The sequence below is a fragment of the Mesorhizobium sp. B2-1-3 genome (genome assembly GCF_006442495.1).
In the GTDB taxonomy this organism is placed as follows: Bacteria; Pseudomonadota; Alphaproteobacteria; order Rhizobiales; family Rhizobiaceae; genus Mesorhizobium.
Genome location: NZ_VFWL01000001.1, coordinates 755,158 through 780,145, shown reverse-complemented (window position 1 = coordinate 780,145; position 24,988 = coordinate 755,158). Strand labels below are relative to the sequence as shown.

General features: G+C 62.9%; 26 protein-coding genes and 1 other RNA gene. 8 read left to right on the top strand and 19 right to left on the bottom strand.

Going from position 1 to position 24,988, the window contains the following annotated elements:
* Window positions 1-9: 9 nt before the first annotated feature.
* Window positions 10-399, top strand: coding sequence for a VOC family protein (locus tag FJ973_RS04060; RefSeq protein ID WP_224618075.1), 390 nt, complete (start codon window positions 10-12; stop codon window positions 397-399).
* Between the two features lie 218 nt (window positions 400-617).
* The gene (locus FJ973_RS04055; protein ID WP_140554908.1) at window positions 618-1,085 is read left to right on the top strand and encodes an SRPBCC family protein; all 468 of its coding nucleotides are present in this window, start codon (window positions 618-620) and stop codon (window positions 1,083-1,085) included.
* A 6-nt stretch (window positions 1,086-1,091) separates the two neighbouring features.
* Here the strand turns inward: FJ973_RS04055 and FJ973_RS04050 are convergent, their stop codons facing one another.
* From FJ973_RS04050 to ssrS, 6 genes are all read right to left on the bottom strand, one after another.
* A complete protein-coding gene (locus tag FJ973_RS04050; RefSeq protein WP_140525036.1) occupies window positions 1,092-1,379 on the bottom strand; it encodes a BrnA antitoxin family protein in 288 nt (95 codons plus the stop codon).
* Window positions 1,360-1,647, bottom strand: coding sequence for a BrnT family toxin (locus FJ973_RS04045; protein WP_140525035.1), 288 nt, complete (start codon window positions 1,645-1,647; stop codon window positions 1,360-1,362). The genes FJ973_RS04050 and FJ973_RS04045 overlap by 20 nt, the downstream gene beginning before the upstream one ends.
* Before the next feature lie 80 nt (window positions 1,648-1,727).
* Window positions 1,728-2,495: a TerC family protein gene (locus FJ973_RS04040; RefSeq protein WP_140554907.1), complete on the bottom strand. Its 768-nt coding sequence runs from the start codon at window positions 2,493-2,495 to the stop codon at window positions 1,728-1,730.
* Between the two features lie 70 nt (window positions 2,496-2,565).
* Window positions 2,566-3,390 (bottom strand): YmdB family metallophosphoesterase, encoded by an 825-nt coding sequence (locus tag FJ973_RS04035; protein WP_140493122.1) that lies wholly within the window; start codon window positions 3,388-3,390, stop codon window positions 2,566-2,568.
* Window positions 3,391-3,452: 62 nt separating this feature from the next.
* The gene (locus FJ973_RS04030) at window positions 3,453-4,040 is read right to left on the bottom strand and encodes a 5-formyltetrahydrofolate cyclo-ligase (RefSeq protein ID WP_140554906.1); all 588 of its coding nucleotides are present in this window, start codon (window positions 4,038-4,040) and stop codon (window positions 3,453-3,455) included.
* Window positions 4,041-4,135: 95 nt separating this feature from the next.
* Window positions 4,136-4,291, bottom strand: a non-coding RNA gene (ssrS, locus tag FJ973_RS04025) — 6S RNA.
* A gap of 159 nt (window positions 4,292-4,450) precedes the next feature.
* On the opposite strand from ssrS, the gene FJ973_RS04020 reads away from it, so the two are divergent.
* Entirely contained in the window at window positions 4,451-5,290 is an 840-nt protein-coding gene (locus FJ973_RS04020; protein ID WP_140493116.1) for a MoxR family ATPase, read from the top strand.
* 40 nt (window positions 5,291-5,330) lie between these two features.
* On the opposite strand, the gene FJ973_RS04015 is transcribed toward FJ973_RS04020, so the two are convergent.
* Window positions 5,331-6,893, bottom strand: a complete 1,563-nt coding sequence (locus tag FJ973_RS04015) for an MFS transporter (RefSeq protein WP_246675819.1) — start codon at window positions 6,891-6,893, stop codon at window positions 5,331-5,333.
* Window positions 6,894-7,036: 143 nt separating this feature from the next.
* On the opposite strand from FJ973_RS04015, the gene FJ973_RS04010 reads away from it, so the two are divergent.
* The 5 genes from FJ973_RS04010 to msrB all read left to right on the top strand — a co-directional run bounded on the left by FJ973_RS04010 (window position 7,037) and on the right by msrB (window position 10,950).
* The gene (locus FJ973_RS04010; protein WP_140554904.1) at window positions 7,037-7,900 is read left to right on the top strand and encodes a LysR family transcriptional regulator; all 864 of its coding nucleotides are present in this window, start codon (window positions 7,037-7,039) and stop codon (window positions 7,898-7,900) included.
* 65 nt (window positions 7,901-7,965) lie between these two features.
* Entirely contained in the window at window positions 7,966-8,412 is a 447-nt protein-coding gene (locus FJ973_RS04005; RefSeq protein ID WP_140525030.1) for a GNAT family N-acetyltransferase, read from the top strand.
* 7 nt (window positions 8,413-8,419) lie between these two features.
* On the top strand, window positions 8,420-9,610 hold the full coding sequence (locus FJ973_RS04000; protein ID WP_140554903.1) for a VWA domain-containing protein: 1,191 nt from the start codon (window positions 8,420-8,422) through the stop codon (window positions 9,608-9,610).
* Window positions 9,611-9,634: 24 nt separating this feature from the next.
* The gene (locus tag FJ973_RS03995; protein WP_140554902.1) at window positions 9,635-10,432 is read left to right on the top strand and encodes an MBL fold metallo-hydrolase; all 798 of its coding nucleotides are present in this window, start codon (window positions 9,635-9,637) and stop codon (window positions 10,430-10,432) included.
* A 113-nt stretch (window positions 10,433-10,545) separates the two neighbouring features.
* A complete protein-coding gene (gene msrB / locus FJ973_RS03990; protein ID WP_140493098.1) occupies window positions 10,546-10,950 on the top strand; it encodes a peptide-methionine (R)-S-oxide reductase MsrB in 405 nt (134 codons plus the stop codon).
* 62 nt (window positions 10,951-11,012) lie between these two features.
* On the opposite strand, the gene FJ973_RS03985 is transcribed toward msrB, so the two are convergent.
* The 12 genes from FJ973_RS03985 to FJ973_RS03930 all read right to left on the bottom strand — a co-directional run bounded on the left by FJ973_RS03985 (window position 11,013) and on the right by FJ973_RS03930 (window position 24,893).
* Entirely contained in the window at window positions 11,013-11,312 is a 300-nt protein-coding gene (locus FJ973_RS03985) for a hypothetical protein (protein WP_140517534.1), read from the bottom strand.
* A 7-nt stretch (window positions 11,313-11,319) separates the two neighbouring features.
* Window positions 11,320-11,760 (bottom strand): hypothetical protein, encoded by a 441-nt coding sequence (locus tag FJ973_RS03980; RefSeq protein WP_140517533.1) that lies wholly within the window; start codon window positions 11,758-11,760, stop codon window positions 11,320-11,322.
* A gap of 32 nt (window positions 11,761-11,792) precedes the next feature.
* Complete coding sequence (locus FJ973_RS03975; protein ID WP_140493089.1) at window positions 11,793-12,053, bottom strand: DUF2312 domain-containing protein; 261 nt, start codon at window positions 12,051-12,053, stop codon at window positions 11,793-11,795.
* A gap of 165 nt (window positions 12,054-12,218) precedes the next feature.
* Window positions 12,219-15,677, bottom strand: coding sequence for a pyruvate carboxylase (pyc, locus tag FJ973_RS03970; protein WP_140554901.1), 3,459 nt, complete (start codon window positions 15,675-15,677; stop codon window positions 12,219-12,221).
* Window positions 15,678-15,950: 273 nt separating this feature from the next.
* A complete protein-coding gene (locus FJ973_RS03965) occupies window positions 15,951-17,069 on the bottom strand; it encodes a branched-chain amino acid ABC transporter substrate-binding protein (protein ID WP_140493083.1) in 1,119 nt (372 codons plus the stop codon).
* 137 nt (window positions 17,070-17,206) lie between these two features.
* Window positions 17,207-17,554 carry a DUF6867 family protein gene (locus FJ973_RS03960; protein ID WP_140493080.1) on the bottom strand — a complete coding sequence of 116 codons (348 nt, stop codon included), beginning with the start codon at window positions 17,552-17,554 and terminating at the stop codon, window positions 17,207-17,209.
* 17 nt (window positions 17,555-17,571) lie between these two features.
* Window positions 17,572-18,300 (bottom strand): ABC transporter ATP-binding protein, encoded by a 729-nt coding sequence (locus tag FJ973_RS03955; protein WP_140517530.1) that lies wholly within the window; start codon window positions 18,298-18,300, stop codon window positions 17,572-17,574.
* Window positions 18,300-19,802 (bottom strand): ATP-binding cassette domain-containing protein, encoded by a 1,503-nt coding sequence (locus FJ973_RS03950; protein WP_140554900.1) that lies wholly within the window; start codon window positions 19,800-19,802, stop codon window positions 18,300-18,302. The genes FJ973_RS03955 and FJ973_RS03950 overlap by 1 nt, the downstream gene beginning before the upstream one ends.
* Window positions 19,802-21,400: a high-affinity branched-chain amino acid ABC transporter permease LivM gene (gene livM, locus FJ973_RS03945; protein ID WP_140493070.1), complete on the bottom strand. Its 1,599-nt coding sequence runs from the start codon at window positions 21,398-21,400 to the stop codon at window positions 19,802-19,804. The genes FJ973_RS03950 and livM overlap by 1 nt, the downstream gene beginning before the upstream one ends.
* Before the next feature lie 4 nt (window positions 21,401-21,404).
* Window positions 21,405-22,307, bottom strand: coding sequence for a branched-chain amino acid ABC transporter permease LivH (locus FJ973_RS03940; protein ID WP_140493067.1), 903 nt, complete (start codon window positions 22,305-22,307; stop codon window positions 21,405-21,407).
* A 335-nt stretch (window positions 22,308-22,642) separates the two neighbouring features.
* Complete coding sequence (locus FJ973_RS03935) at window positions 22,643-23,644, bottom strand: 4-hydroxyproline epimerase (protein WP_140554899.1); 1,002 nt, start codon at window positions 23,642-23,644, stop codon at window positions 22,643-22,645.
* A 16-nt stretch (window positions 23,645-23,660) separates the two neighbouring features.
* Window positions 23,661-24,893, bottom strand: coding sequence for an FAD-binding oxidoreductase (locus FJ973_RS03930; protein ID WP_140554898.1), 1,233 nt, complete (start codon window positions 24,891-24,893; stop codon window positions 23,661-23,663).
* Window positions 24,894-24,988 lie beyond the last annotated feature (95 nt).

The following is a 24,988-nucleotide window of genomic DNA, read 5'->3' as shown; positions in this document are numbered from 1 at the left end:
AGGCCTGCCGTGAAAGTAACTCCGTTCCTGATGTTCGAAGGCAAGGCCGAGGAGGCCATGGCCTTCTATTGCGAAACCATCCCGGAGAGCCGTGTCCTCGACCTCACGCGCTACGGTGCAGGCGAGGACGGACTCGAAGGGGCAGTCAAGCTGGCCCGCGCATCCATCGGCGGCACGGAGGTCATGATCTTCAACAGCCCTGTGCACCACGCCTTCACCTTCACGCCGTCGGTCTCGCTCTTCGTCGACTGTTCCACCGAAGAAGAGCTGGAACGCATCGTCGAGGCCCTGTCCAAAAACGGCACGTTTCTGATGCCGACCGGCAATTACGGCTTCAGCCGCCGTTTCGCCTGGCTGAACGACAGGTTCGGCGTTTCCTGGCAGATCAATCTGCCGTAGCAGGACCGGGCCAGGCCGAGATCCTGGCTGGGACTGTTCACCGGGGATTTCCCGGGCGCCGCCGATCATCTCGCCAAGGCCGGCGTCGAGCGATGCGACGTCATCGAGCCGCGGGGAGAAGGCTTCCGCGGTTTCTGGATCACCAGCCCCGCCAACATCGTTCACATGGTGCGGGAGCCCGACGCCTGGTGAAGGCGTGTTCGGCAGGGGAGAACGCTATGGAAATCCGCGAGACACCGACGGCCGAAGCCGCCATGCTGATCCGGCGGCCGGTCTCCGACGTTTTCGAGGCCATCGTCGACCCGGAGATCACCACGAAATTCTGGTTCACCCATTCCAGCGGCAGGCTGGACGGCGGCAAGCCGGTTCAATGGGAGTGGCGCATGTATGGCGTCTCGACGACGGTGGTCGCCAGCGAGATCGTCGTCAACGAAAAGATCGTCATGCAATGGAGCGATCCGCCGACCACGGTGATCTGGACCTTCACCGAAATGCCAGGTGACGCGACCTTCCTGGAGGTCCACAATTTCGGCTTTGCCGGCAATGGCGACGAACAGGCGAAACAGGCGGTCGATTCAACCGGCGGCTTCACGCTCGTTCTGGCCGGCGCCAAGGCCTGGCTCGAACAAGGCCTGACACTAGGCCTGATCGGCGACCGTCACCCGAAGGGCGCACCGGGGAGTTGAACCGGCTCAGGTTTTACGCTTTTCCTGCTCGATCACGTGATGGCGGAGCACACGATTGATTTCGGTCTGGTAACCACCACCCCCGACATGCTCCTTGAACCACGATAGCACGTCAGTATCGAGTCTGATTGTCACTGGCTGCTTGAGTGGTCTGTAAAGATGTCCACGACGAGCATGAATCCAATTCTCCGCCGGAACTTCTGGGATGTCGGAAGTATTAATTTCGCTGTCAGGCAAACCAGCCAGCTTGGCGAGCTGGTTGCGCTGATCCTGACTAAGGTCCTTCTTGCTCATAGCGCCTCCTTTCATGCGCTGTCGCTTTCCGGGCACCAACAATCCTAACTCGTCCTTCATCTTCGCGATCAGGATATGTGTGGACAACCAGCATGACCACTACGGCATCGATCGTCCCGATAGCGTGCCAACGCTGCTCACCATCTTCAAACCGGTCGGGCACGATGAGATAAAGCGGATCATCGAACACCTTCTGCGCGAGATCGAATCCGATGCCGAGCTTGGCAAGTTTGCGCCTGGCTCTTTCAGCATCCCATTCGAACCGCAAAGCAGCACCATCGATTACGATATTGTACGTACAATTTCGTAAGAGTCAGCCTGAACTCGGCATTGGCCATGTCGTCAGGCTCAATGCCCGCCGCCGGACTTCGCCTTCGTGCGGTTCCGCGCCAGCATGTTGAGGCCTTCGACGAGCGCCGAAAAACCCATCGCCGCGTAGATATAACCCTTGGGCACATGGTAGCCCATGCCGTCGGCGATCAGCGTCATGCCGATCATCAACAGGAAGCCCAGCGCCAGCATGACGATGCTCGGGTTCCTGGCTATGAAGTTCGCCAACGGCGTAGCCGCCAGCATCATCACCGTAACCGCCACGATGACGGCGATGTACATGATGGCGATCTCGTCGGTCATGCCGACGGCGGTAATGATGGAATCGATGGAGAAGACAAGGTCGAGAAGCAGTATCTGGAAGATGGCGCCGGCAAGGCTCATCTGCACGGTCTCGCCCAGCATCGTGTCCTGGTGGTCGTCGGGGTCGACCGTGTGATGGATCTCCTTGGTCGCCTTCCACACCAGGAACAGGCCACCGGCGATCAGGATCAGGTCGCGCCAGGAAAAGCCGTGGCCAAGGGCGGTGAAGACCGGCGCCGTCAGTTGGACGATGATCGAGATGGTGGCGAGCAGCACCAGCCGCATGACGAGCGCCGCCGAGATGCCGAGCCGGCGGGCGCGGGCTCGCTGTGCTTCCGGCAGCTTGTTGGTCAGGATCGAGATAAAGATCAGGTTGTCGATGCCGAGCACGATCTCGAGCACCACCAGGGTCAACAGCGCGACCCAGGCGGTGGGATCGGACACGAAGGCGAAGTGCGGCGCCAGGAACTCGATAAGCTGCATGGAGGTCGTCCCCTCTACGATCTAGAGCAGTGTCGCCGGCAGTTAGGTATTGAGAGCCCCTATATCAATGTCACGTCCAGAAGGACGGCGCCGTTTCCTCGAGCCGCGGCCCGCGGCGAAACGGCGCGATCTTCTCGGTCAGCCCCGTGCGGTCGGAAATATCAACGCCGACGCCGCACAAGGTCGCGGGTCCGGTCGCCGCCTCGAAACGCCCCTTCGGCACTTTCGACAGGAACCGGTTGAGCGGCTCCTCCTTGTCCATGCCGAGCGACGAATCATAATCGCCGCACATGCCCGCGTCGGAAATGTAGCCGGTGCCGCCATTGAGGATATGGTGATCGGCGGTCGGCTGGTGGGTGTGAGTGCCGACCACGAGGCTGGCGCGACCGTCGACGAAATGCGCGAAGCACATTTTTTCGGAGGTCGCCTCGGCGTGGAAGTCGATGACCACGGCATCCGCCTGCTCGCCGAGCGGACAGGCGGCAAGCTCGCGCTCGCCAGCCTGGAAGGGATCGTCGAGCTCGGGATGCATGAACACCCGGCCCATGATGTTGGCGACCAGCACGCGCGCGCCGCTCCTGGCGATGTAGACGCCCGAGCCGCGCCCAGGCGTGCCCTTGGGAAAATTGGACGGGCGCAGGAAGCGCTCTTCGCGCGGCGCGAAGGCGAGCGCATCGCGCTGGTCCCAGACATGGTTGCCGGTGGTGACGACATCGGCGCCGGCCGCGATGGTCTCGCGAAAAATCTCCTCGGTGATGCCGAAGCCGCCGGCCGCGTTTTCGCCGTTGACGATGACGAAATCGAGCTTGAAATCCGAGATCAGGCCCGGCAATTGCTCCCACACCGCCGTGCGGCCTGTCTTGCCCACCATGTCGCCGAGGAAGAGAAGTCTCATCTACGCCTGATCCGGAAAAGTGGCATGACTTTCGGCAAAGATCATGCGTCCCAAAGAACTATCTACAATTCTGGCGCGAACCGGCGCAACCCGCTCTCGGTCAGTATTTCCGGGATGATGACGTCGTGGTCCTCATTGGGAACCATCGTCACTTCCTGGCAGTCGAAAGCAATGCCGATCAGCCGGGGCGCATGCCCCTTGTCGACAAGCTTGGCGATCGCACGGTCATAATAGCCCGCGCCGTAACCGATGCGGTGGCCGCGCGCGTCGAAGCCGGCGAGCGGCACCAGCATGACGGAGGGGTCAAGAACTTCGGCCTCCTCATGCGGCCCGACGGTGCCAAATCCCATATCGATCATCGGCGCGCCGCGTACCAATTCGCGAAAGACGATGGTCGTCTTGTCGAGGATCGCCGGAAGGCAGAGCCGTGCGCCCTTTTCGCGCAAGGCGAACATCAGCGGCCGGACATCGACTTCCGAGCGCATTGGCCAGAAGCCGGACACGATTTGACCTGGCTCGATGGCAAGCTGGTCGCGCGCGGTTTCGGCCATATCGAGCGCGACTTCCACCCGCCAGAATTCATCGAGCGCGTCGCGGCGGCCAAGCGCTTCCTTGCGCAGCTGTTTTTTCAGGTCTTTTGAGGATGCCATGCGCAGACGCTAGAAAAAGCCAGACCTGAATGGACGTTTTGGGAGCGACGTTTTCCATCGCATGATCCACGAAATACGTGGATGTGGCGAATAAGTGACGATCCACACGACCGGTGGAGAAGTCGATCCCGGGTGCCTACAAAGTAGGTGGGCGCCGTGTGAGAAAACCCACGGGTCTTCCCAGGGACAGCTCCCTAAGGATCGTTAAGGCCCCGGGGAAAAGTGTCTCCTGCCGGGAAGCGCAGACCGTCAGCCCCAATATAGGCCGATGCCCTCCCAAGCGCCAGAGACTTGGCGCCAGAGAGTTGGCGCTCTTTCCCTGCCGGCTTCACATTTCGCCGCCGCCAACCCACCCTTGCATGGGCCAAGCCGTCTCCTTACGGTCGTCCGTACTGAACCAAGGAGCAAAAATGCGTTTCGAAGGCACTGCGGCCTACGTCGCCGACAAGGATCTGATGGTGGCGGTCAACGCGGCGATCGCGCTGGAACGGCCCTTGCTGGTCAAAGGTGAGCCCGGCACCGGCAAGACGGAGCTTGCCAGGCAAGTGGCGGCGGCACTCGGGCTGGAACTCATCGAATGGCACGTCAAATCGACGACGCGGGCGCAGCAAGGCCTCTACGAGTACGATGCCGTGTCGCGGCTGCGCGACAGCCAACTTGGCGATACCAGGTTCAACGATATCAAGAACTACATCAAGCGCGGCAAATTGTGGGAAGCCTTCGCCGCCGGCAAGAAAGTCGTCCTCCTAATCGACGAGATCGACAAGGCCGATATCGAATTTCCCAACGACCTCTTGCAGGAACTCGACCGGATGGAGTTCTTCGTCTACGAGACCGGCGAGACGATCCGCGCCGCGGTGAGGCCGATCGTCATCATCACCTCCAACAACGAGAAGGAGCTGCCGGACGCCTTCCTACGCCGCTGCTTCTTCCACTACATCCGCTTTCCCGACGTCGAGACGCTGCACAGGATAGTCGATGTGCACTATCCCGGCATCAAGCAGAATCTGGTGCGAGCGGCGCTCACTCAGTTCTACGAAATCCGCGACGTGCCGGGGCTGAAGAAGAAGCCGTCGACCTCCGAGGCGCTCGACTGGATAAGGCTGCTGGTCGCCGACGACATCGCGCCCGAGGATCTGCGCGCCGACCCGAAGAACGCGCTGCCCAAGCTGCATGGCGCACTGCTGAAGAACGAGCAGGACGTGCATCTGTTCGAACGGCTGGCCTTCATGGCGAGACGGCAAGGGTGACGAGCGGCTCGGCGTCCTGAGGCCGAGCCGCAAGGCATTGCTAGGAGCGCACCTCGCCAGCACCCTGCGCAGGACGCCCGCTTCGCTGCTGCGGCGCGACATGTTTTGGACCGAAGATAGCAAAGCTGATGACGGCAAGAGCCAGAACGCCGATCCCGCTATAGAGCATGACCCAGCCAAAACCGTTGACCAGGGCGGCATGAACGATGGCGCCCGTCGGGTCGAGGGTCGCAAGCTTGGGCGAGTATTGCGCCAGGCCGTCGAGATTGCCGGCTGCGATCTTCTCCGCCAGGGCGCGCAGTTCGTTCGGGTCGACAGCCGTGCCGAATGCGTTGCGCAGATAAGAAACGATCCCCTGCGTCAGCAGCAGTCCCAGCACCGCGATGTTGATGGCAAGCGTGATCAGCCGCGCACTGATATCGATGCCGGACGCCATGCCGGCACGATCGGGTGGCACCGAGCCGGTCGTGGTGTTGGTGGTCGGCGAATTGGTCAGGCCGATGCCGATGCCGGCGATCAGCGTGCCGGGCAGCATGGTCAGCCAGTTGCCCTCGAGCCCGGACCCTATCCACATGGCGATGAAACCGACCCCCAATGTCAACAAGCCGAGCGGGATCGCCACCCGCGCCTGATAGCGTGCCCGCAGGCGCTCGGCGATCGACGGCATCAGCATGAAGGGTAGTGTGTAGACGAGCAGCAACAGCCCGGTCGTGGTGCTGTCGTAACCGAGGACCCCCGAAAAATAGATCGGCAGATAGATGATGAACGGCCAGTAGCTGAAATTCATGCCGATGCCGCCCATGATCGCTCCCGAGAATTGGCGGATGCGGAAAACGGAGAAATCGAACATCGGATAGGGATTGATCTTCTCGGCTACGAGGAACGCGACGAAGGCCAGCACGGCCGCGCTTGCCACGCCGGTGCGCACGCCAGCGCCCAGATCGGCCCCTTGCGTGATCAGATAGGAGAAGCCGAACACCGCGAACGACAGTGTCAGTATGCCGGCCCGGTCAAGCTTCTGCGCGTTGCGATCGCGCGATTCGGTGACACCGGCGCCGATGAAGGCCAGGGCAAGAACGGCAAGCGGCACATGGATGAGGAACACCCATTGCCAACTCGACAGCGTCACAATCAATCCGCCAATGGCGGGGCCGAAGCCAAGCCCGATGCCCGAGACGACGCTCCAGGCGACGAAGGCCTTGCCGCGTTCACTGCCGTCTTGAAACTGGTGAGACAACACCGCCACGCTGCAGGTAAACATCGCTCCGCCCGCCAGGCCTTGCAGAAAACGCGCGATGATAAGGAGCGAAGCGCTCGTTGCGAGACCGCATAGCAGGGAGGCGAGGCCAAAGGCGACGGTGGTGCCCACCATCACGCGTTTGCGGCCGAGACGGTCGGCCAATGTCCCCGTCGCCATCAACACCGTGGTGCAGGCAATGGTGTAGGCATTCATGATCCATTGCAGATCCTTGAAATCAGCGCCAAGCACGGTTTCCAGTTTCGGCAGGATCACCGGGACGCTGGAGATTTCGAGGCCGAACAGCAGCGAGGCGAGGCAGACCCCCGCAAGAGCAACGGTGTTTCGGTCGATTGGAAACGTCATGTCGGTCACTTTCAGTCGGAGCATTCGGAAGTGGCTGCGAGCGTCGCTCTTCACACAGCGGTCGACATGACTTAAATGACCCCCCATCATGAAAAAAGACTATGCGTTTCTATTTCAGAAATGACAAAACGGAATGATTAGAGATGCCCAGTCTTGACGTCGATGCCGTGCGGACCTTCGTCATGGTGGCCGACCTGCAGAGCTTCACGCGTGCGGCTGCCGCGCTGGGCAGCACCCAGGCGACGATCAGCGTTAAGCTGCGTCGGCTGGAAGAGAAGCTCGGCGCGCGTCTGATCGAACGAACGCCGCGCCGCGTGGCCCTCTCGGCAAGGGGAGCGGCTTTTCTCCCGGCGGCGCGTGAATTCCTTGCCGCCCACGAACGAGCCGTTACGGAATTTTCCGACGCGCCGTGTCGGCTTGCTCTCGGCTTTGTCGATCACGTCGCCGGGCCTGAGCTGTCCATATTGATAGCCCAGTTGCATGCCCATGATCCGTCGCTCGCGCTCAACATCAGGATCGATACGAGCTCCATGCTGGAGGAGGCTTTCGATCGCGGTGAGCTCGATGCGGTGATTGTCCATCAGGAAGACGACAGCCGCCGCGGCGAAGCCTTGTCGCGCACTCAATATGGCTGGTTCGCCGCCCCGGCCTTCGAATGGCGGCCGGGAACGCCATTGCGCCTGGCGCTGCTAAGCACCGTATGCAATTGCCCTGACCGCGTGAGAGCTGTCGAGGCACTGGATAAGGCAGGCATTGCCTGGAACGAGGCTTTCGTGGGCGGCGGCGGCGCAGCCGTCAATATCGCGGTGTCGGCCGGCTTCGCCGTCGCTGCGCTCGCCTACCGTGTCGCGCCGCCCGGCCTGGTCGAGGTGGGCCGCAAACTCGGCCTGCCGCCAATTCCCCCTTCCGAGATCGTTTTGCATTCGCACAGCTTGGCGCCAAGGGCACGAGAGGCGCTGCACATGCTCGCGACCGCTTTTCGCGAGTATAGTTCGCCGGCGGGATAGGGAAGGGTGTTCCTGATCCCGATTCTGTTGGTATGGATTGGGTTCCAGACCTCAGAGGGAACGAAATGGCCGAGATCACTATCCGCCCGCTCGCAGAATCCGACCACGCCGACTGGCGCAGGCTTTGGACCGCTTACCTTGCTTTCTACGAGACGAAGCTGCCCCAAGAGGTCTACGAGGTCACCTGGAAGCGCCTGTTCACGCAAGGCGAGTTCGAACCTAAGGGCTTTATCGCCGTCCTCGACGGCAAGGCTGTCGGCCTCACCCATTACCTGTACCATCGCTCTTGCTGGTCTGAGAAAAACAACTGCTACTTGCAAGATCTGTTCGCCGACCCCGAAGTGCGCGGCAAGGGGATTGGCGCTGCGCTGATCGAAGCCGTGAAGCAGGAAGCCGGCAAGATCGGCGTCAGGAATGTCTACTGGATGACGCACGAAACCAACGCCACGGCGCGCAAGCTCTATGACCATGTCGCGCGCCGCACCGGCTTCATCGAGTACGACCTCTTATAGACAGAAAATGTTCATCCCCTTCTTCCTCGAACTGAAGGCTGCACGCGTTCCCGTCTCTTTGCGGGAATACCTGTTGCTGCTGGAGGGGTTGGAAGCCGGGCTGGTCGACTATGACGTCGAAGGTTTTTACTACCTCGCTCGCGCCGCGCTGGTGAAGGACGAGTGCCATATCGACCGCTTCGACCAGGTGTTCGCGCATGTCTTCAAGGGTGTGGAGGCGCTCAGCGGTCCGAATGCCGTCAACGTCGCTGATATCCCCGAGGAATGGCTGCGCCGGCTGGCCGAAACGCACCTGACCGAGGAAGAGAAAAAGCTGGTCGCGGCGCTCGGCGGTTTCGAGAAGCTGATGGAGACGCTGAAGCAGCGGCTCGAGGAGCAGAAAGGCCGCCACCAAGGCGGCTCGAAATGGATCGGCACTGGCGGCACCTCGCCTTTCGGCGCCTATGGCTACAATCCCGAAGGCGTGCGCATCGGCCAGCATGAGAGCCGCAACTGCCGGGCCGTGAAGGTCTGGGACAGGCGCGAGTTCAGGAATTTCGACGACGCCGTCGAGCTCGGCACCCGCAACATCAAGATCGCGCTGAAGCGGCTGCGCCGCTGGGTGCGTGAAGGCGCCGAGGAGGAGTTCGACCTGCCCGGCACCATCCACGCCACCGCCGAGCACGGTTATCTCGACGTCAAGACGCGGCCAGAGCGGCGCAACGCGGTGAAGCTTTTGATGTTCTTCGATGTCGGCGGCTCGATGGACGACCACATCAGAAGCGTCGAGGAATTGTTCTCGGCCGCCCGCGCCGAATTCCGCCAGCTCGAATATTTTTATTTCCACAACTGCCTCTACGAGGGCGTGTGGAAGGACAATCGCCGCCGCCATGCCGATACGATCCCGACCTTCGATCTCCTCCACAAATATGGACCTGACTACAAGGTGATCGTGGTCGGCGATGCCTCGATGAGCCCTTACGAAATCGCGCATCCCGGCGGCTCGGTCGAGCACTGGAATCCGGAGGCGGGCGCCGTCTGGCTCGGCCGTCTGCTGCGGCAGTGGCCGAACGCGGTATGGCTAAACCCCGAGAGCCAGAAGAACTGGGGTTTCACCCATTCGATCGCTATGATCCGCGACATGTTCGGCGGCCGCATGTTTCCGCTGACGCTGGCCGGGTTGGAAGGCGCCACCAGGCAATTGTCGCGCAAGCACTAAGCCGGGACAATGACGGGAGGTTCCATGACCTGTTTCCTCTGCCTGCAATGCGGCGTCCAGTTCGCGCAGAGCGAAGCGCCGCCTCGGCATTGTCCGATCTGCGAGGACGAGCGGCAATATGTGCGCTGGGAAGGCCAGGCCTGGATCACACCGGAAGAGCTCGCCGCCGGGCATCGGATCGTGATGAAGGATGATGCCGGCGTGCTCGCCTTCGGCATCGAGCCGCGCTTCGCCATCGGTCAGCGAGCGCTGCTGGCGCAGACGCCGCACGGCAATGTGCTGTGGGACTGCATCTCGATGGTGACCGACGAGGCGGTGGCCGAGATCAATCGCCGCGGCGGCCTTGCCGGGATCGCCATCTCGCACTGCCACTACTATTCGGTGATGGTCGAATGGAGCGAGGCGTTTGGCGGCGTGCCGATCTATCTCCATGACGACGACCGGCAGTGGATCATGCGGCCACACCCGTCGATCGTCAGCTGGCAAGGCGAGACACTGGACCTGAACCCGGCGTTGACGCTCATCCGCTGCGGCGGCCACTTTGCCGGCGGCCAGGTGCTGCACTGGAAGCGCGAAGGCGGCAATGCTCTCCTGGCCGGCGATATCTTGCAGGTGACGCCGACCCGCCGCCACGTCAGCTTCATGTACAGCTATCCCAACTACATCCCGCTCAATGCGGCCGCCGTGCGCCGCATCGCGGCCGCGCTGGAGCCTTTCACATTCGATGACATCTACGGCGCGTGGTGGAACCAGAACATTATCGGTGGCGCGAAACAGGCGCTGGCGGCCTCCGTTGCGCGCTATCTCACGGCGATCGCGTGAGGAGCGCAGGCGGCACGCTCGAAAATGCGGGCAAATCTCGTAACAAACGCCTATCTTGTTGCGAATAGAGATTGCAATCAACAATGAGCCGTCAAGGCCGAGGAGTTTTCTGCATGGACACCCACGCCTATCCCGTCACCCGCACCGACGCCGAATGGCGCGCCCGGCTGACGCCTGAGCAATATGCCGTCATGCGCAACCATGGCACCGAACGCCCGGGCAGCTGTGCGCTGCTTCACGAAAAGCGCGCCGGCACCTTCTTTTGCGTCGGCTGCGACCAGCCGCTGTTCGAATCCAAGCTGAAGTTCGAGAGCGGCACCGGCTGGCCGAGCTTCAACGACCCCGTTCCCGGTTCCATCGAGACCACGACCGACCGCAGCTACGGCATGGTCCGCACGGAATGCCATTGCGCTCGCTGCGGCAGCCATCTCGGCCACGTCTTCGAGGACGGCCCGCCGCCGACCGGGCTGCGCTACTGCATCAACGGCGTGGCGCTGAGATTCGAGCCGGCGGCCTGAGCGCGGCCTCGCCAACGCTTCCTGCGAAGGGCGGCCTCGGCCGCCTTTTTCGTGCAGCATTGTCAGACGACGACTGTTGCGATCAGCCAGAGCGCCGAACCCAGCATAGCAAGGGAGGCCTTGGCGCCCCCGGTTCGCTCCGCCGTCCGCCAGACGGCCGAGGTCAGGAAGATGTTGTAGGGCACCGGCGCGAAATGCACCGCCAGCACAAGACCGAGCGGCGTCTTCACCCCCAGCAGAATGAGCGCCGCCACGGACGATGCAATGTTGATCGCCGTGCCGACGAGCACCATATCGCGCCAGAACAGCCGGTCGAGCCGCACCTGGCCATCCCAACGCGAGCGGAAGAAATCCGCGAGCATCGGCGGCCTATCCCTGTCCCAGAACTTCGGTGACAGCGCACTCGAACCGCGAGCATTCGGTCACCAGCCAGTCCGTCATGGCCGGCCAATTGTCCTCGGCAAAGCAGTTGACCCGCCACTGTGAATTGATGCCGAGGTTTTGTGCGCTCTGCTCCGGCCTGAGCTTCAGCCGTTCCTCGATCGCCGGCTGAAACGGCTTGAGGCGCACCCAGACGTCGGTTGCGCCAAGCTTCTCGTTACGGCCGAAGAAGACGCCGACCACATTCTCGCTCGGCGCCACGTACATGGAGAGCACCAGCGCAAATTCCGGCAGCCCGCGCTGCCAGAACCAGGGCCCTCGCCTCGCCAGCCGGGTTCTTTCTTCCGGGTGACGCTCGGCAAACAGCGTCCAGAAGCCGCGTTGGCGGAACTCCGAGGCCCTTCGGCCGCCGAAGTCGAACTCACTCATCGCCGACCCCGGACGTCACGAGATGCCTCGCCTTACACCATGCCGAGGGCGGCCTTGTAGAGGTCCAGGATGGACTCCTCCTCCTGGCGCTCGGCCTGGTCCTTCTTGCGCAGCCGGATGATCGCGCGCATCGCCTTGGTGTCGAAGCCGGTGCCCTTGGCCTCGGCGAACACTTCCTTGATGTCGTCGGAAATGGTCTTCTTCTCCTCCTCGAGCCGCTCGATGCGCTCGATGAAGGCACGCAACTGGCCGGCGGCAACAGTCTGGCTGGTCTCTGTGATATCGTCGGCCATGTTTTTCTCCAAAAAAATCGATGCTTCGCCGCGACTCGGCAACCGTGCCGCCGCAAATTTCTGCGGTTCGATGCCCGACCGGGGACGGCGGGTCAAGCGGTTATCGAACAGGCTGGCAGGGCTGCCGACAGAAGCCGACAGTCTGTGGCTCTCTCTTGCGAGCTCTCAACTGAAGGCGATCAGCAGGTCCTTGGCATCGATCTGGTCGCCGGCCTTGACCAGCACCTCGGCGACCGTGCCGTCACGCTCGGCATGCAGCGCCGTTTCCATCTTCATTGCTTCGATGGAAAGCAGCACGTCGCCGGCCTTGACGGCCTGGCCGGCGGCCACAGCGAGCGCCGAGACGACGCCCGGCATCGGCGCTCCGACATGCGCCTCGTTGCCGGGTTCGGCCTTGCGCCTTGCCTTGGCGGCGGACGCGCCATGCGCCCGGTCGGGCACCTTGACGCGGCGCGGCTGGCCGTTGAGTTCGAAGAACACGGTGACCATGCCCTTGTCGTCCACGTCGCCGATCGCTTGGCAGCGCACGACCAGCGTCTTGCCCTTCTCGATGTCCACGAACACCTCGTCTTCGGGCTTCATGCCGTAGAAATAGGTCGGCGTCGGCAGCACGCTGACGGGACCGTAGGTTTCCTGCGCGGCCGCGAAGTCCGAGAAGACCTTCGGATACATCAGCCAGGAAGCGAACTCGTATTCGCTGAGCTTGCGCTCGAGCTTCCGTTCGATCTCCTTGCGGCTGGCCTTGAGGTCTGCCGGCTTGAGCAGCGAGCCCGGCCGCGCCGTGATCGGCCTGTCGCCCTTCAGCACTTTCTTCTGCAGCGCCTGCGGCCAGCCGCCAGGCGACTGGCCGAGATCGCCGCGCAGCATCGAGACGACCGAGTCCGGGAAGGCGATGTCCCTCGCCGGGTTCTCGACGTCGGCGACGGTGAGGTCCTGGCTGACCATCATAAGCGCCATGTCGCCGACCACCTTGGACGACGGGGTCACCTTGACGATGTCGCCGAACATCAGATTGACGTCATGATAGGTCTGCGCCACCTCGTGCCAGCGCGTCTCCAGCCCAAGCGAACGCGCCTGTTCCTTGAGGTTCGTGAACTGTCCGCCCGGCATCTCGTGCAGGTAGACTTCCGACGCCGGCCCCTTGAGGTCGCTTTCGAAGGCGGCATACTGGTTGCGCACCGCTTCCCAGTAGAAGGAGATCCTCCGGATCCATTGCGGGTCGAGCCCGGGATCGCGCTCGGTGCCCTTCAGCGCCTCGACGATAGAGCCGAGGCAGGGCTGCGAGGTATTGCCGGAGAACGCATCCATCGCCGCGTCGATGGCGTCGACGCCGCTCTCCACCGCCGCCAGAACCGTTGCCGCTGAGAGCCCCGATGTATCGTGCGTGTGGAAATGGATGGGCAGGTCTGTCGCTTCGCGCAGCGCCTTGAACAGCACGCGCGCGGCGCTCGGCTTCAACAGCCCGGCCATGTCCTTGACCGCTATGATATGGGCGCCGGCCGCCTCGAGCTCTTTCGCCAGCCCGACATAATATTTCAGGTCGTACTTCGCCCGCGCGGGATCGAGAATATCGCCGGTATAGCAGATCGCCGCCTCGATCAGCTTGCCCTCGGCGCCGACCGCGTCCATGGCAACGCGCATGTTCTCGACCCAGTTCAGGCAGTCGAACACCCGGAACAGGTCGATGCCGCCTGATGCCGCCTGTTTGACGAAATGCTGCACGACATTGTCGGGATAGTTGGTGTAGCCGACGCCGTTGGCGCCCCTCAGAAGCATCTGCAGCAGGAGGTTGGGCGCCGCCTCGCGTACCAGCGAGAGCCGCTCCCAGGGATCCTCGGTGAGGAAGCGCATGGCGACGTCGAAGGTGGCGCCGCCCCAGCATTCAAGCGAAAGCAACTGCGGCAGGGCACGCGCATAGGTGCCCGCTATGCCGGCGATATCGTGCGTGCGCACACGCGTCGCCAACAGGGATTGATGGCCGTCGCGCATCGTCGTGTCGGTGACCAGCACCTCTTTTTGCGAGCGCATCCAGGCGGCGAATTTTTCCGGACCGAGCACGTCAAGCTTCTGCTTGCTGCCGCCGGGCACATTGCCGTTGAGGTAGGGCACCACGGGTGCGGCGGCATCGGCTTTCGGCTGCGGCCGGCCGCGCGTCTCGGGATGGCCGTTGACGCTGACGTCGGCAAGATAGTTGAGCAGCTTCGTGGCGCGGTCCTGGCGCTTGACCTGCTCGAACAGCTCCGGCGTCGTGTCGATGAACTTGGTCGTGTAGGAATTGTCGGCGAAGTTCGGGTGATTGATGATCGCTTCGAGGAAAGTCAGGTTTGTGGCCACGCCGCGGATGCGGAATTCGCGCAGCGCCCGGTTCATGCGTGCGATGGTCTCGGCCGGCGTCGGCGCCCATGCGGTCACCTTTTCCAGCAACGGGTCATAGAAGCGGGTAATGACCGCGCCCGAATAGGCGGTGCCGCCATCGAGGCGGATGCCGAAGCCGGTGGCGCCACGATAGGCGGTGATGCGGCCATAGTCCGGGATGAAATTGTGCTCGGGATCCTCGGTGGTGATGCGGCACTGCAGCGCGTGGCCGTTCAGCCTGATGTCCTTTTGTGCCGGAACGCCCGATTCCGGCGTGCCGATGGCGAAGCCGTCGAGAATGTGGATCTGCGCCTTGACGATGTCGATGCCCGTCACCTGTTCGGTGACGGTGTGCTCGACCTGGATGCGCGGATTGACCTCGATGAAATAGAACTTGCCGGTGTCGGCGTCCTGCAGGAACTCGACCGTGCCGGCGCCGATATAGCTGGTTTCGCGCGCGATCTTCAGCGCATGGCCGCACAGCTCCTGGCGCAGCTCCTCGCTGAGATAGGGCGCGGGCGCCCGCTCGACGACCTTCTGGTTGCGGCGCTGGATCGAGCAGTCGCGCTCGAACAGATGCACCGCATTGCCACTGGTATCGCCCAGGATCTGCACTTCGACATGGCGGGCGCGCTCGATCAGCTTTTCGAGATAGACCTCGTCCTTGCCGAAGGCGGCTTTCGCCTCGCGCTTGCCCTCGGTGACCTCGCGGGCGAGATCGGCCTCGGCACGGATGGCGCGCATGCCGCGGCCGCCGCCGCCCCACGAAGCCTTCAGCATCAGGGGATAGCCGATCTCCGTGGCAAGTTTCTTGACCGCCTCCATGTCGTCCGGCAACGGATCGGTGGCAGGAATGACAGGCACGCCGACCTCGATGGCCAGATTGCGCGCCGCGACCTTGTTGCCAAGCCGGCGCATCGTCTCCGGCTTGGGCCCGATGAAGGTGATCCCGGCTTCGGCACAGGCCTCGGCGAATTCGGGGCTTTCCGAAAGCAGTCCATAGCCGGGGTGGATCGCATCGGCGCCCGACAGCCTGGCGACGCGGATCACCTCCTCGATCGAGAGATAGCTTTCGATCGGCCCCATATCCTTGTTGAGGTGCGGCCCGCGCCCGACCTGGTAACTCTCGTCGGCCTTGAAGCGATGCAGCGAATATTTGTCCTCCTCGGCCCAGATCGCCACCGTTTTGAGGCCGAGTTCATTGGCCGCGCGAAACACGCGGATGGCGATTTCGGACCGGTTGGCGACGAGGATCTTCGTGATGGCCAAGGACTGGGCTCCAGCAGCGGAAGGGAAGAGCAAGCGGCGCCATGATTAGCGTGAAAATGCTGCAGTGCAAACAAAATTTGACGCGCGTTTAAACCGATTTAAAATGGATTCTCCGCCTTGAGCGTGGCCCCAAACGGCTGAACATCAGCGGAAAGCCTCCGCTGACCTCAAAACGAGAATTCTCGCCCGCCAATAAACGTGCGATCGCTGCTTCCGTAAAGAAAATGCCCGGCGCGAGGCGCCGGGCATTCCGTGAAGTCAATTCGGACAGGCTTACATCTTCTGGACGTAGGTGTACTTGCCGTCGTCGCCCTTCTTCCACTCGTACATGACGTAGCCGGGCAGCGTCGGGTCACCCTTGGCGTCGTAGGAGAGGTCGCCGAGCACGGTCTTGAACGGACCCTTCTCATGCAGCGCCTTGGCAACTTCCTGCGGGTCGTTGGATTTGGCAGAGGTGGCTGCCTCGGCGATCGCCTGCATGGCTGCGTAGGCGTAGAGCGTATAGGCCTCCGGCTCGAAGCCCTGCGCGCGGAACTTCTCGACCAGTTCCTTGTTGGCCGGGATCAGGCGCGGGTCCGGGCCGAACGTGTTGAGCGTGCCCGCGACCGCGTCGCCAGCGATCGAAGCCAGTTCGTTCGACACGATGCCGTCGCCGGAAACCAGCGTCGCCTTGAGGCCCTGGTCGGCCGCCTGGCGGATGATCAGGCCGGCTTCAGTGTGCAGGCCGCCCCAGTAGATGATGGAGACGCCGGCTTCCTTCATCTTGGCGATCAGCGCCGAGAAGTCCTTGTCGCCGACATTGACGCCTTCATACATGACTTCCTTCACGCCCTTGGCGTTCATAGCCTTCTTGGTCTCGTCGGCAAGGCCCTGGCCGTAGGTGGTCTTGTCGTGCACGACGGCGATCTTGGCGTCCTTGAAATTGGCCGCCAGATAACCGCCGGCGATGCCGCCCTGCTGGTCATCGCGTCCGCAGGTGCGGAACACGTTCCACAGGCCGCGCTCGGTGAACTGGGGGTTGGTCGCGGCAGGCGTAATCTCGACGATGCCGTTTTCCGCGTAGACTTCCGACGCCGGAATGGAGACGCCCGAGTTGAAGTGGCCGACCACGAACTTGACGCCGTCGCCGACGAACTTGTTGGCGACCGAGATGCCTTGCTTCGGATCGGAGACGTCGTCGCCGACTTCGAGCTTGATCTGCTCGCCGTTGATGCCGCCCGCCGCATTGATGTCGGCGACCGCCTGCTCCGCGCCCTTCTGCAACTGTGCGCCGAAGGCGGCATTCGGACCCGTGATCGGGCCAGCAACGCCGACCATTAGATCAGCCCACGCATTGCCGCTGAACGCGATCAGCGCGGTCAGGGCGACGGCGGACAAAAGTGATTTTTTCATTTAAACGCTCCCATTAACGGAGTGGGCGTGGATGAAGCTTTCATGCGATGCCCACCCTTATCGCAGAAAGCATAGTTTGCCGATTTTCAGGCACTTGTCACGCCGATTCATCCCCGAAACGGCGTTAATGATGAACGTCAACCTTTCGGTTTCCAGCTCAAGATTGAAGCTCTTTCGTAGAGCCAATTATACTGTGTCACCATCTGGTTGGTTCGTGTGTATTGATAGCCGACGAAGCCGAGGATCATCAGTACGATGGTGTCGACGACATAGTAATGCAGCGAGAACATCGTGCCGTTGAACAGCGCGTGATGGATGAAGCGGATGCCGATCCCGAGACCCAGCAGATAGGCGAACAGCTGGACGAAGCTGCGCCAGGTCTGGGCACTGGCCTTGCCGGTCATCCATGCCGCCCAGCCGCCGAGCAGGCAGGTGACGAAGAAGAACTGCCAGATGGACGGTTCCTCGTAGAGAATGCCTTGCATGGTAAGGACTCCTGAACTCAGTGATGGCCGCCTTCGAGATAGGCGGCGCGCACTTCCGGGTTGGCGAGCAGTTCCTTGCCGGTGCCGCTCATGGTCACATTGCCGTTGACCATGACATAGCCGCGCGTCGCCAGCTTCAGCGCGCCGAAGGCGTTCTGCTCGACCAGGAACACGGTCAGCCCCTGCGTGCGGTTCAGCTCGCGAATGGCATCGAAGATCTGTTTGACGATCAGCGGCGCAAGACCGAGCGACGGCTCGTCGAGCAGAAGCAGCTTCGGCCGCGCCATCAGCGCGCGCCCGATCGACAGCATCTGCTGCTCGCCGCCCGACAGCGTGCCGCCGCGCTGGGCGATGCGCTCCTTCAGGCGCGGGAACAGCACGAACACCTTCTCGACGTCCTCGTCATAGTGCTTGAGGTTGTCGAGGCTGGCGCCCATCTGCAGGTTTTCCATCACCGTCATGCGCGGGAAGATGCGCCGGCCTTCGGGAGACTGGGCAATGCGCAAGCGCGCGATCTCGTGCGTCGGCAATTGGGTGATGTCGGCGCCGGCGAAGGTGATGGTGCCCGCGCGGGCGCGTGGCGCTCCAAAAATGGTCATCATCAGCGTGGATTTGCCGGCGCCGTTGGCGCCGATCAGCGCCACGATCTCGCCCTCGTTGACGGTGACGTCGACGCCGTTCAGCGCACGGATGTTGCCGTAATAGGTCTGCACGCCCTTGATATCGAGCAGCGTCTTCCCGGCCATCACTTGCCCCCTCCGCGCTTGGCCCGAACGGGCTTGCCCGCTCCTGTCGCGGGCTTTGCTGTCTGCTTACCGGAAGCATGGCTCGTCGCCACCTTGCCGGCGTCGACGCGGCGCGAGAATTCCGTGTCCTTGCCCTGGCTAAGCAGCCTGGCCTGCTTGACCCATTCTTCGCGGGCGATGCGTCCGTCAAAGGCGAGATACGCTTCGACGGCCTCGACATCGGCCTTCTTCCAAGCGCCGATCTGGTCGAAGTGGAAGATGCCGTGTTCGTTGAGCTTCTTCTCGTTGACCGCGCCGATCCCCTTGATGCGGGTGAGATTGTCGGCCTTGCCGCCGCGGGGCGCCGCCAGGCGGTTCGAGATGCCCGCGGCCTTCGCGGCCGGCGTCTTGGCCCCTGTCTTGACGCTCGCCTTGGTGGCCGGCTTCGCCACCGGCTTGGTCCGCGAAGCAGGTGCTGGCGCGACAGCCTTGGCCGCAACGCTCGCCGCCCGCGCATCGACCTGCGCCGCCTTCGAGGCGCCCTTCGACACCGTGATGCGCTCGCCTTCGCTGTGGCCGACCGTGTCGCTCACCGGGCCGGCGAGATAGGACGACGATGTTCCCGGACCATGCGCGGCATCGGGACCGGTATCGAGTTGCTCGATGACGTCCTCGTCGCCGACTTCGGTCAGCACGGTCTCGACCTCCTCATCGTCGACGCCGAGATAGGCCGCGATGACGCGCGGATCGGTGCGCACCGACTGCGGATTGCCGTCGGAGATCTTGCGGCCGTATTCCAGCACCACGACGTGATCGGAGATCTGCATGACCACCGACATGTCGTGCTCGATCAGCAGGATCGAGGTGCCGGTGTTGTTCTTGATGTCCATCAGCAGGTCGTTGAGCGCGGCCGATTCCTTTGGATTGAGACCGGCGGCGGGCTCGTCGAGGCACAAAAGCTCCGGGCCGGTGCACATGGCGCGCGCGATCTCGAGGCGCCGCTGCGCGCCATAGGGCAGGTCGCCGGCCGGATCGTCGGCGCGGTCGACCAGATCGGCTTTCTCAAGCCAGTGCTTGGCAAGTTCGACGGATTCGGCCGAGGCCTTGCGGTAACCGCTGAAGCCGAACAGGCCGAGCACCGTATAGCCCGAAGCCTTCATCAGCTTGTTGTGCTGGGCAACGAGCAGGTTCTCGAGCACCGTCATGCCCGAGAACAGGCGGATGTTCTGGAAGGTGCGCGCCACCTTGGCGCGCGCCGGGATCTCATGGTTGGGCAGCCGTTCGAGCAGGTAGATCGAGCCGTCCTGCCGGGTGAGAGTGATCATGCCTTCCGACGGCTTGTAGAAGCCGGTGATGCAGTTGAACACGGTGGTCTTGCCGGCGCCGTTGGGCCCGATCAGCGCGGTGATCTCGCCGCGCCTGGCGGTGAAGGACAGGTCGCCGATCGCGACCAGGCCGCCGAACTTCATCGACAGGTGTTCGACGTTCAGGATGGCGTCGTTCATGGAGGGGTTCGCGTTCATCAGCCGTGACCCTCCTTGGTGAAGGAACTTGAGACAGCCCTTCGCACCTTGAGGAAGGCGGTCGGCTCACGGCTGCCGACAAAGCCGCGCGGCTTCCACAGCATGACGATCACCATGGCCATGCCGAACAGCAGCATACGGTAGAGTTCCGGCGTGAAGTCGGGTCCGAAGACCTGCTTGAGGAAGTCGAGTTCGCGCAGCACCTCGGTGCCGCCGATCATGACCAGAGCCGCGACGGCAATGCCGACCAGTGATCCCATACCGCCAAGCACGACGATGGCCAGGATGATCGCCGATTCCAGGAAGACGAAGGATTCGGGGCTGACGAAGCCTTGCCGGGCGGCGAAGAACGAGCCGGCAAAACCGCCGAACATGGCACCGGTGGCAAAGGCGGTCAGCTTGGTGGTCGTGGTGTTGATGCCGAGCGAGCGGCAGGCGATCTCGTCCTCGCGCAAGGCTTCCCAGGCGCGGCCGACCGGCATGCGCCTCAGCCTGACCGTGACGAAGGCGGTGAGCAGCGCCAGCCCCAGGATGAGGTAATAGAGGAAGATCTTGTAATAGGCGCTCGATGTGGCGATGTTCAGCACCTTGCCGATGTAGTTCGGATCCGAGACGTTGAAGCTCATCAGGCCGAAGAAGGTGACCTTCGGGATGCCGGAAATGCCGGCCGAGCCATTGGTCACCTCGCGCCAGTTGATGATGACCAGCCGGATGATCTCGCCGAAGGCAAGCGTCACGATGGCCAGGTAGTCGCCGCGCAGGCGCAGCACCGGAAAGCCGAGCAGCACGCCCCAGAAGGCGGCCATGGCGCCTGCGGCCGGCAGGAGGATCCAGAAGGAGAGGCCGTAATGCGTGCCGAGCAGCGCATAGGCATAGGCGCCGACCGCATAGAAGGCGACATAGCCGAGGTCGAGCAGGCCGGCCAGACCGACGACGATGTTCAGCCCCCAGGCCAGCATGACATAGATCAGGATCTGGATACCGAAATTATCGACCCATTTCAGCGACCCTTGCAGCCCGCCGACGAGCGACCACGACATCAGCGACAGCATGCCCACGACAATGATCGGATAGAGCACCAGTGCGGCGATGCCGAGTTTTGTGAAGTTGGCATGGATGAAGCCGCGGAAATAGTAGATCACGCAGGCCAGCGCGTAGATGACCGCAAGGGCGCGCAGGAATTGCAGATAGCCGGCCGGCTCCGCCCCTACCCAGCCGGCGAGAGACCTGCTGAAGACGAACAGCAGCGCCGCGACGATGACGGCCACGATGAAGGCTGGAAAGAGGAAGAAGCGCGACGCCACGCTGGCCGGCAGCAAGCCGGTGGCGACGTCGGCGATCTTCTGGTTGGCCAAAAAGGGCTGGCCGTAGGCGACATAGAGGAAGCGGCCGACGGCGGTGGCGATGACCACTGCGGCGAGCAACCCCCAGCGCTGCACCAGGATCAGCTCGTTTGAGATGTTCTGGTCGGTCTTGAGCCCGATAAACAGCACGAACAGGCCGAGCGCGATGGCACCGGCATAGAACGCCTCGCGCAAGGCGCGCTGCATGGGCGTGGCTGCGACGGTGTCGCGCTCGGGAGATACGGTGACGGCCATGATCTCAGACCTTTTCGACTTCTGGCCGGCCGAGAATGCCGGAAGGCAGGAAGATCAGCACGATAGCCAGGATCGAGAAGGCGGCGACATCCTTGTAGTCGATCGAGAAATAGGCCGACCACATGCTCTCGATGAAGCCGATCAAAAGACCGCCCAGCACCGCGCCCGGCAACGAACCGATGCCGCCCAGCACCGCTGCGGTGAATGCCTTCACGCCGGGCACGAAGCCGTCCGAGAAGGCGATGACGCCGTAATACATCAGGAACAGCGTGCCGGCGACGGCGGCAAGTGCCGCGCCCATGATGAAGGTGATCGAGATGGTGCGGTCGACATCGATGCCGAGCAGCGCCGCCATCTTGCGGTCCTGTTCGCAGGCGCGCTGCGCCCGGCCAAGCGAGGTCTTGTTGACCAGGTACCAGAACAACACCAAGAGCAACGCGGTGACGACGACGATGATGATCTGCTTCAGCGACACGCTGATGCCTTCGATGTTGTAGACCTTCGACACCATCGGCGGGATCGGCTTGTTGCGCGGGCCTTGCGTCACCTGCACGAAATTCGACAGCGCGATCGACATGCCGATGGCGGTGATCAGCGGCGCCAACCGGAACGAGCCGCGCAGCGGCCGGTAGGCCACCTTCTCGATCGTCCAGTTGTAGAGGCTGGTCAGCAGCATCGCCACGATCATCATCACCAGCAGCGCGATGACCACGGGAACCGAATAGAACAGGGCACCCAGGATGAGGAAAACGATCAGCGCCGTGAAAGCGCCCACCATGAAGATATCGCCATGAGCAAAGTTGATCATGCCGATAATGCCGTAGACCATCGTGTAGCCGATCGCGATCAGCCCATAGATCGATCCCAGCGTCAGCCCATTGATAAGCTGCTGGACAAAATACTGCATGTGTACATGGCTCCCCTGGAATGTCGCCCATGCAGACGCATTCCTTTTCGTATTTCCCCTAGTCGTAAAGTTTCGAGGCGGGATTGCAACGTCATTTTTTGATCGTCATGCGTGTTTCCGACTGCACGCCGTTCGATTGCCCGTTTTTTCGCACCCGCCCCCTGGACTATCGCGGACCCTATCATTGGCATAACGCAATGTCTTTGACGATTAAGCGTCATCATGCGCTCCATTTCGAAGAAATCGCCGTCAAAATAAGTTGATGAGACGATTCGTTGCGCTCGTGACAGCAATCCTTTTTGTCCTTCCCGACCTTCCGCAGCGTGATGAATCGCCTATTTGACGACGAAGCCGTGCGCGAACGGATCGCGGTCATCGATGAAGATCGTGTTGAGCCCGGTCATGCGCGCCCAGCCGCCGATCGAGGGAATGATCGCCGGCTTGCCTGCGACCGTGACGTCTTTTTCAACCTTGCCCTTGAACAGCGAGCCGATGATCGATTCATGGACGAACGCATCGCCGGCCTTGAGCTTGCCCTTGGCATGGAGCTGCGCCATGCGTGCCGAGGTGCCCGTGCCGCACGGTGAGCGGTCGATCGCCTTGTCGCCGTAGAAGACCGCGTTGCGCGCGTCCGCACCCGACACCGTCGGCTCGCCGGTCCACAGCATGTGCGACAGCCGGTTGATGCCCGGATTCTCCGGATGCACGAAAGAGTATTTCTCGTTGAGCCGCTGCCGCACCACCGGGCTCCAGGCGATGAGGTCGCCCGCCGAATGGTCTGCCATGTCGCGATAGTTTTTCTGCGGCTCGACGATGGCGTAGAAATTGCCGCCATAGGCGACGTCGACGACGATCTCGCCGAGCCCGGGGCATTCGACCGTCAGGCCCTCGGCATGGAGGAAGGAGGGCACGTTGGTGATGCGCACCTCTTCGACATATTCGCCGACCTGTTTGTATTCGGCGATGACCAGGCCGGCCGGTGTGTCGAGCCTGAGCACGCCGGGCGTCGTCGGCTTGATCAGCCCGTGCTCGATGGCCATCGTCACCGTGCCGATGGTGCCGTGGCCGCACATTGGCAGGCAGCCCGAGGTCTCGATGAACAGGATGGCGATGTCGCAATCCTCACGCGTCGGCGGGTAGAGGATCGAGCCGGACATGACATCGTGGCCGCGCGGCTCGAACATCAGGCCGGTGCGGATCCAGTCATATTCGGCCAGGAAATGTGCGCGCCGCTCCATCATCGTCGAACCCTGGAGCAGCGGGCCGCCGCCGGCGACCAGCCGCACCGGGTTGCCGCAGGTGTGGCCGTCGATGCAGAAGAAGGATTTCCTGGCCATGACGCTCCTCGAAAAATCAAAACCGTTGTGGACTGAAGGGGGCCACGTCGATCGGCGGAGTCTGCCCCATGACAAGCTCGCGGATCAACCGTCCCGTCGCAGCAGCCTGGGTCAGGCCAAGATGGCCGTGGCCGAAAGCGTAGACCACCGGCCGGCTTCCCGATGCGCGGCCCACGACAGGCAATGAATCCGGCAGCGAGGGACGAAACCCCATCCATTCGCGTCCGCCCGAAGGATCGAGGCCCGGCAGGAAGTCTTGCGCCTTGCGCAGCAGCGCCTTCGAGCGCGCGTAGTTGGGCGGCCGCTCGATGCCGCCGAGCTCAACCGCGCCGCCGATGCGCAGGCCCGTGTCGAGCGGCGTGATGACGAAGCCTTGGCCGGAGAAGATCAGCATCCGCTTCACGTCGAAGGCGGCCTTTGGCAACGTCGTGTTGTAGCCGCGCTCGGTTTCGAGCGGAATGCGGTCGCCGAGCTGCCGCGCCAGCAGATGCGACCAGGCGCCGGCGGTGACGACCAGGTGCCGGGCTTGCCGCGTCGTGCCGTCGGCCAGCGTCAACGTCGCGCCGTTCCCGTCCGCGGCGACGCCGGCGATGCGGGCCTTCTCGAACCGCGCGCCCTTGGACTGCGCATAGTCCCAGATCGCCTTGCCGAGCAGTTTTGGATCGGCGACCGTCTTCCAGCCCGGCACGAACGTGCCCTTGCCGAAACGCGGCGACAGGCCGGGCTGCAGCTCCGCCAGATCCTCGCCGCCGACATGGCGGAAGCCGATGCCGAAGCGCTGGCGCGCCGCCCAGCCGGACAGCGAGGCCTGGAATTCGGCCTCGCTTTCGTAGAGTTCGAGCGAGCCATCCTCGCGCAGCATCCGCCTCGTGCCGGAGCGGTCGAGCAGGCCCATCCATTCGGCCTCGGCGAGCGCCATCATTGCGGCCTGCGCCGCCAGGCCAGCCTCGTAGTGCTTCGCCGAGCCGGCACGCCAGAAGCGGATCAGCCAGGGCAGCAGCTTCGGCAGGTAGGCGGGCGGGATGGCGAGTGGGCCGAGCGGATCGGCCAGCCATTTCGGCAATTGCCGGAGCATGCCCTTGTGCGCCAGTGGCAGCACGTCGGAAAAGGCGAAGGCGGCGGCATTGCCGGAGCTCGTCTCCTCGCAGATGCCGGTGCGGTCGTAGACCGTGACGTTTCGCCCCGCCTCGGCAAGAAACGCCGCCGCGCAGATGCCGATGATGCCGCCGCCGACGATGGCGATATCCATTGCTTCCCCCTGTTCACGGGGAGAAGACGCCCGCAGGGCGGGGCGCCGCCGCGCTTCCATCGATTTGGAACTTCCTGTCACCTGGGCGCCGCCTC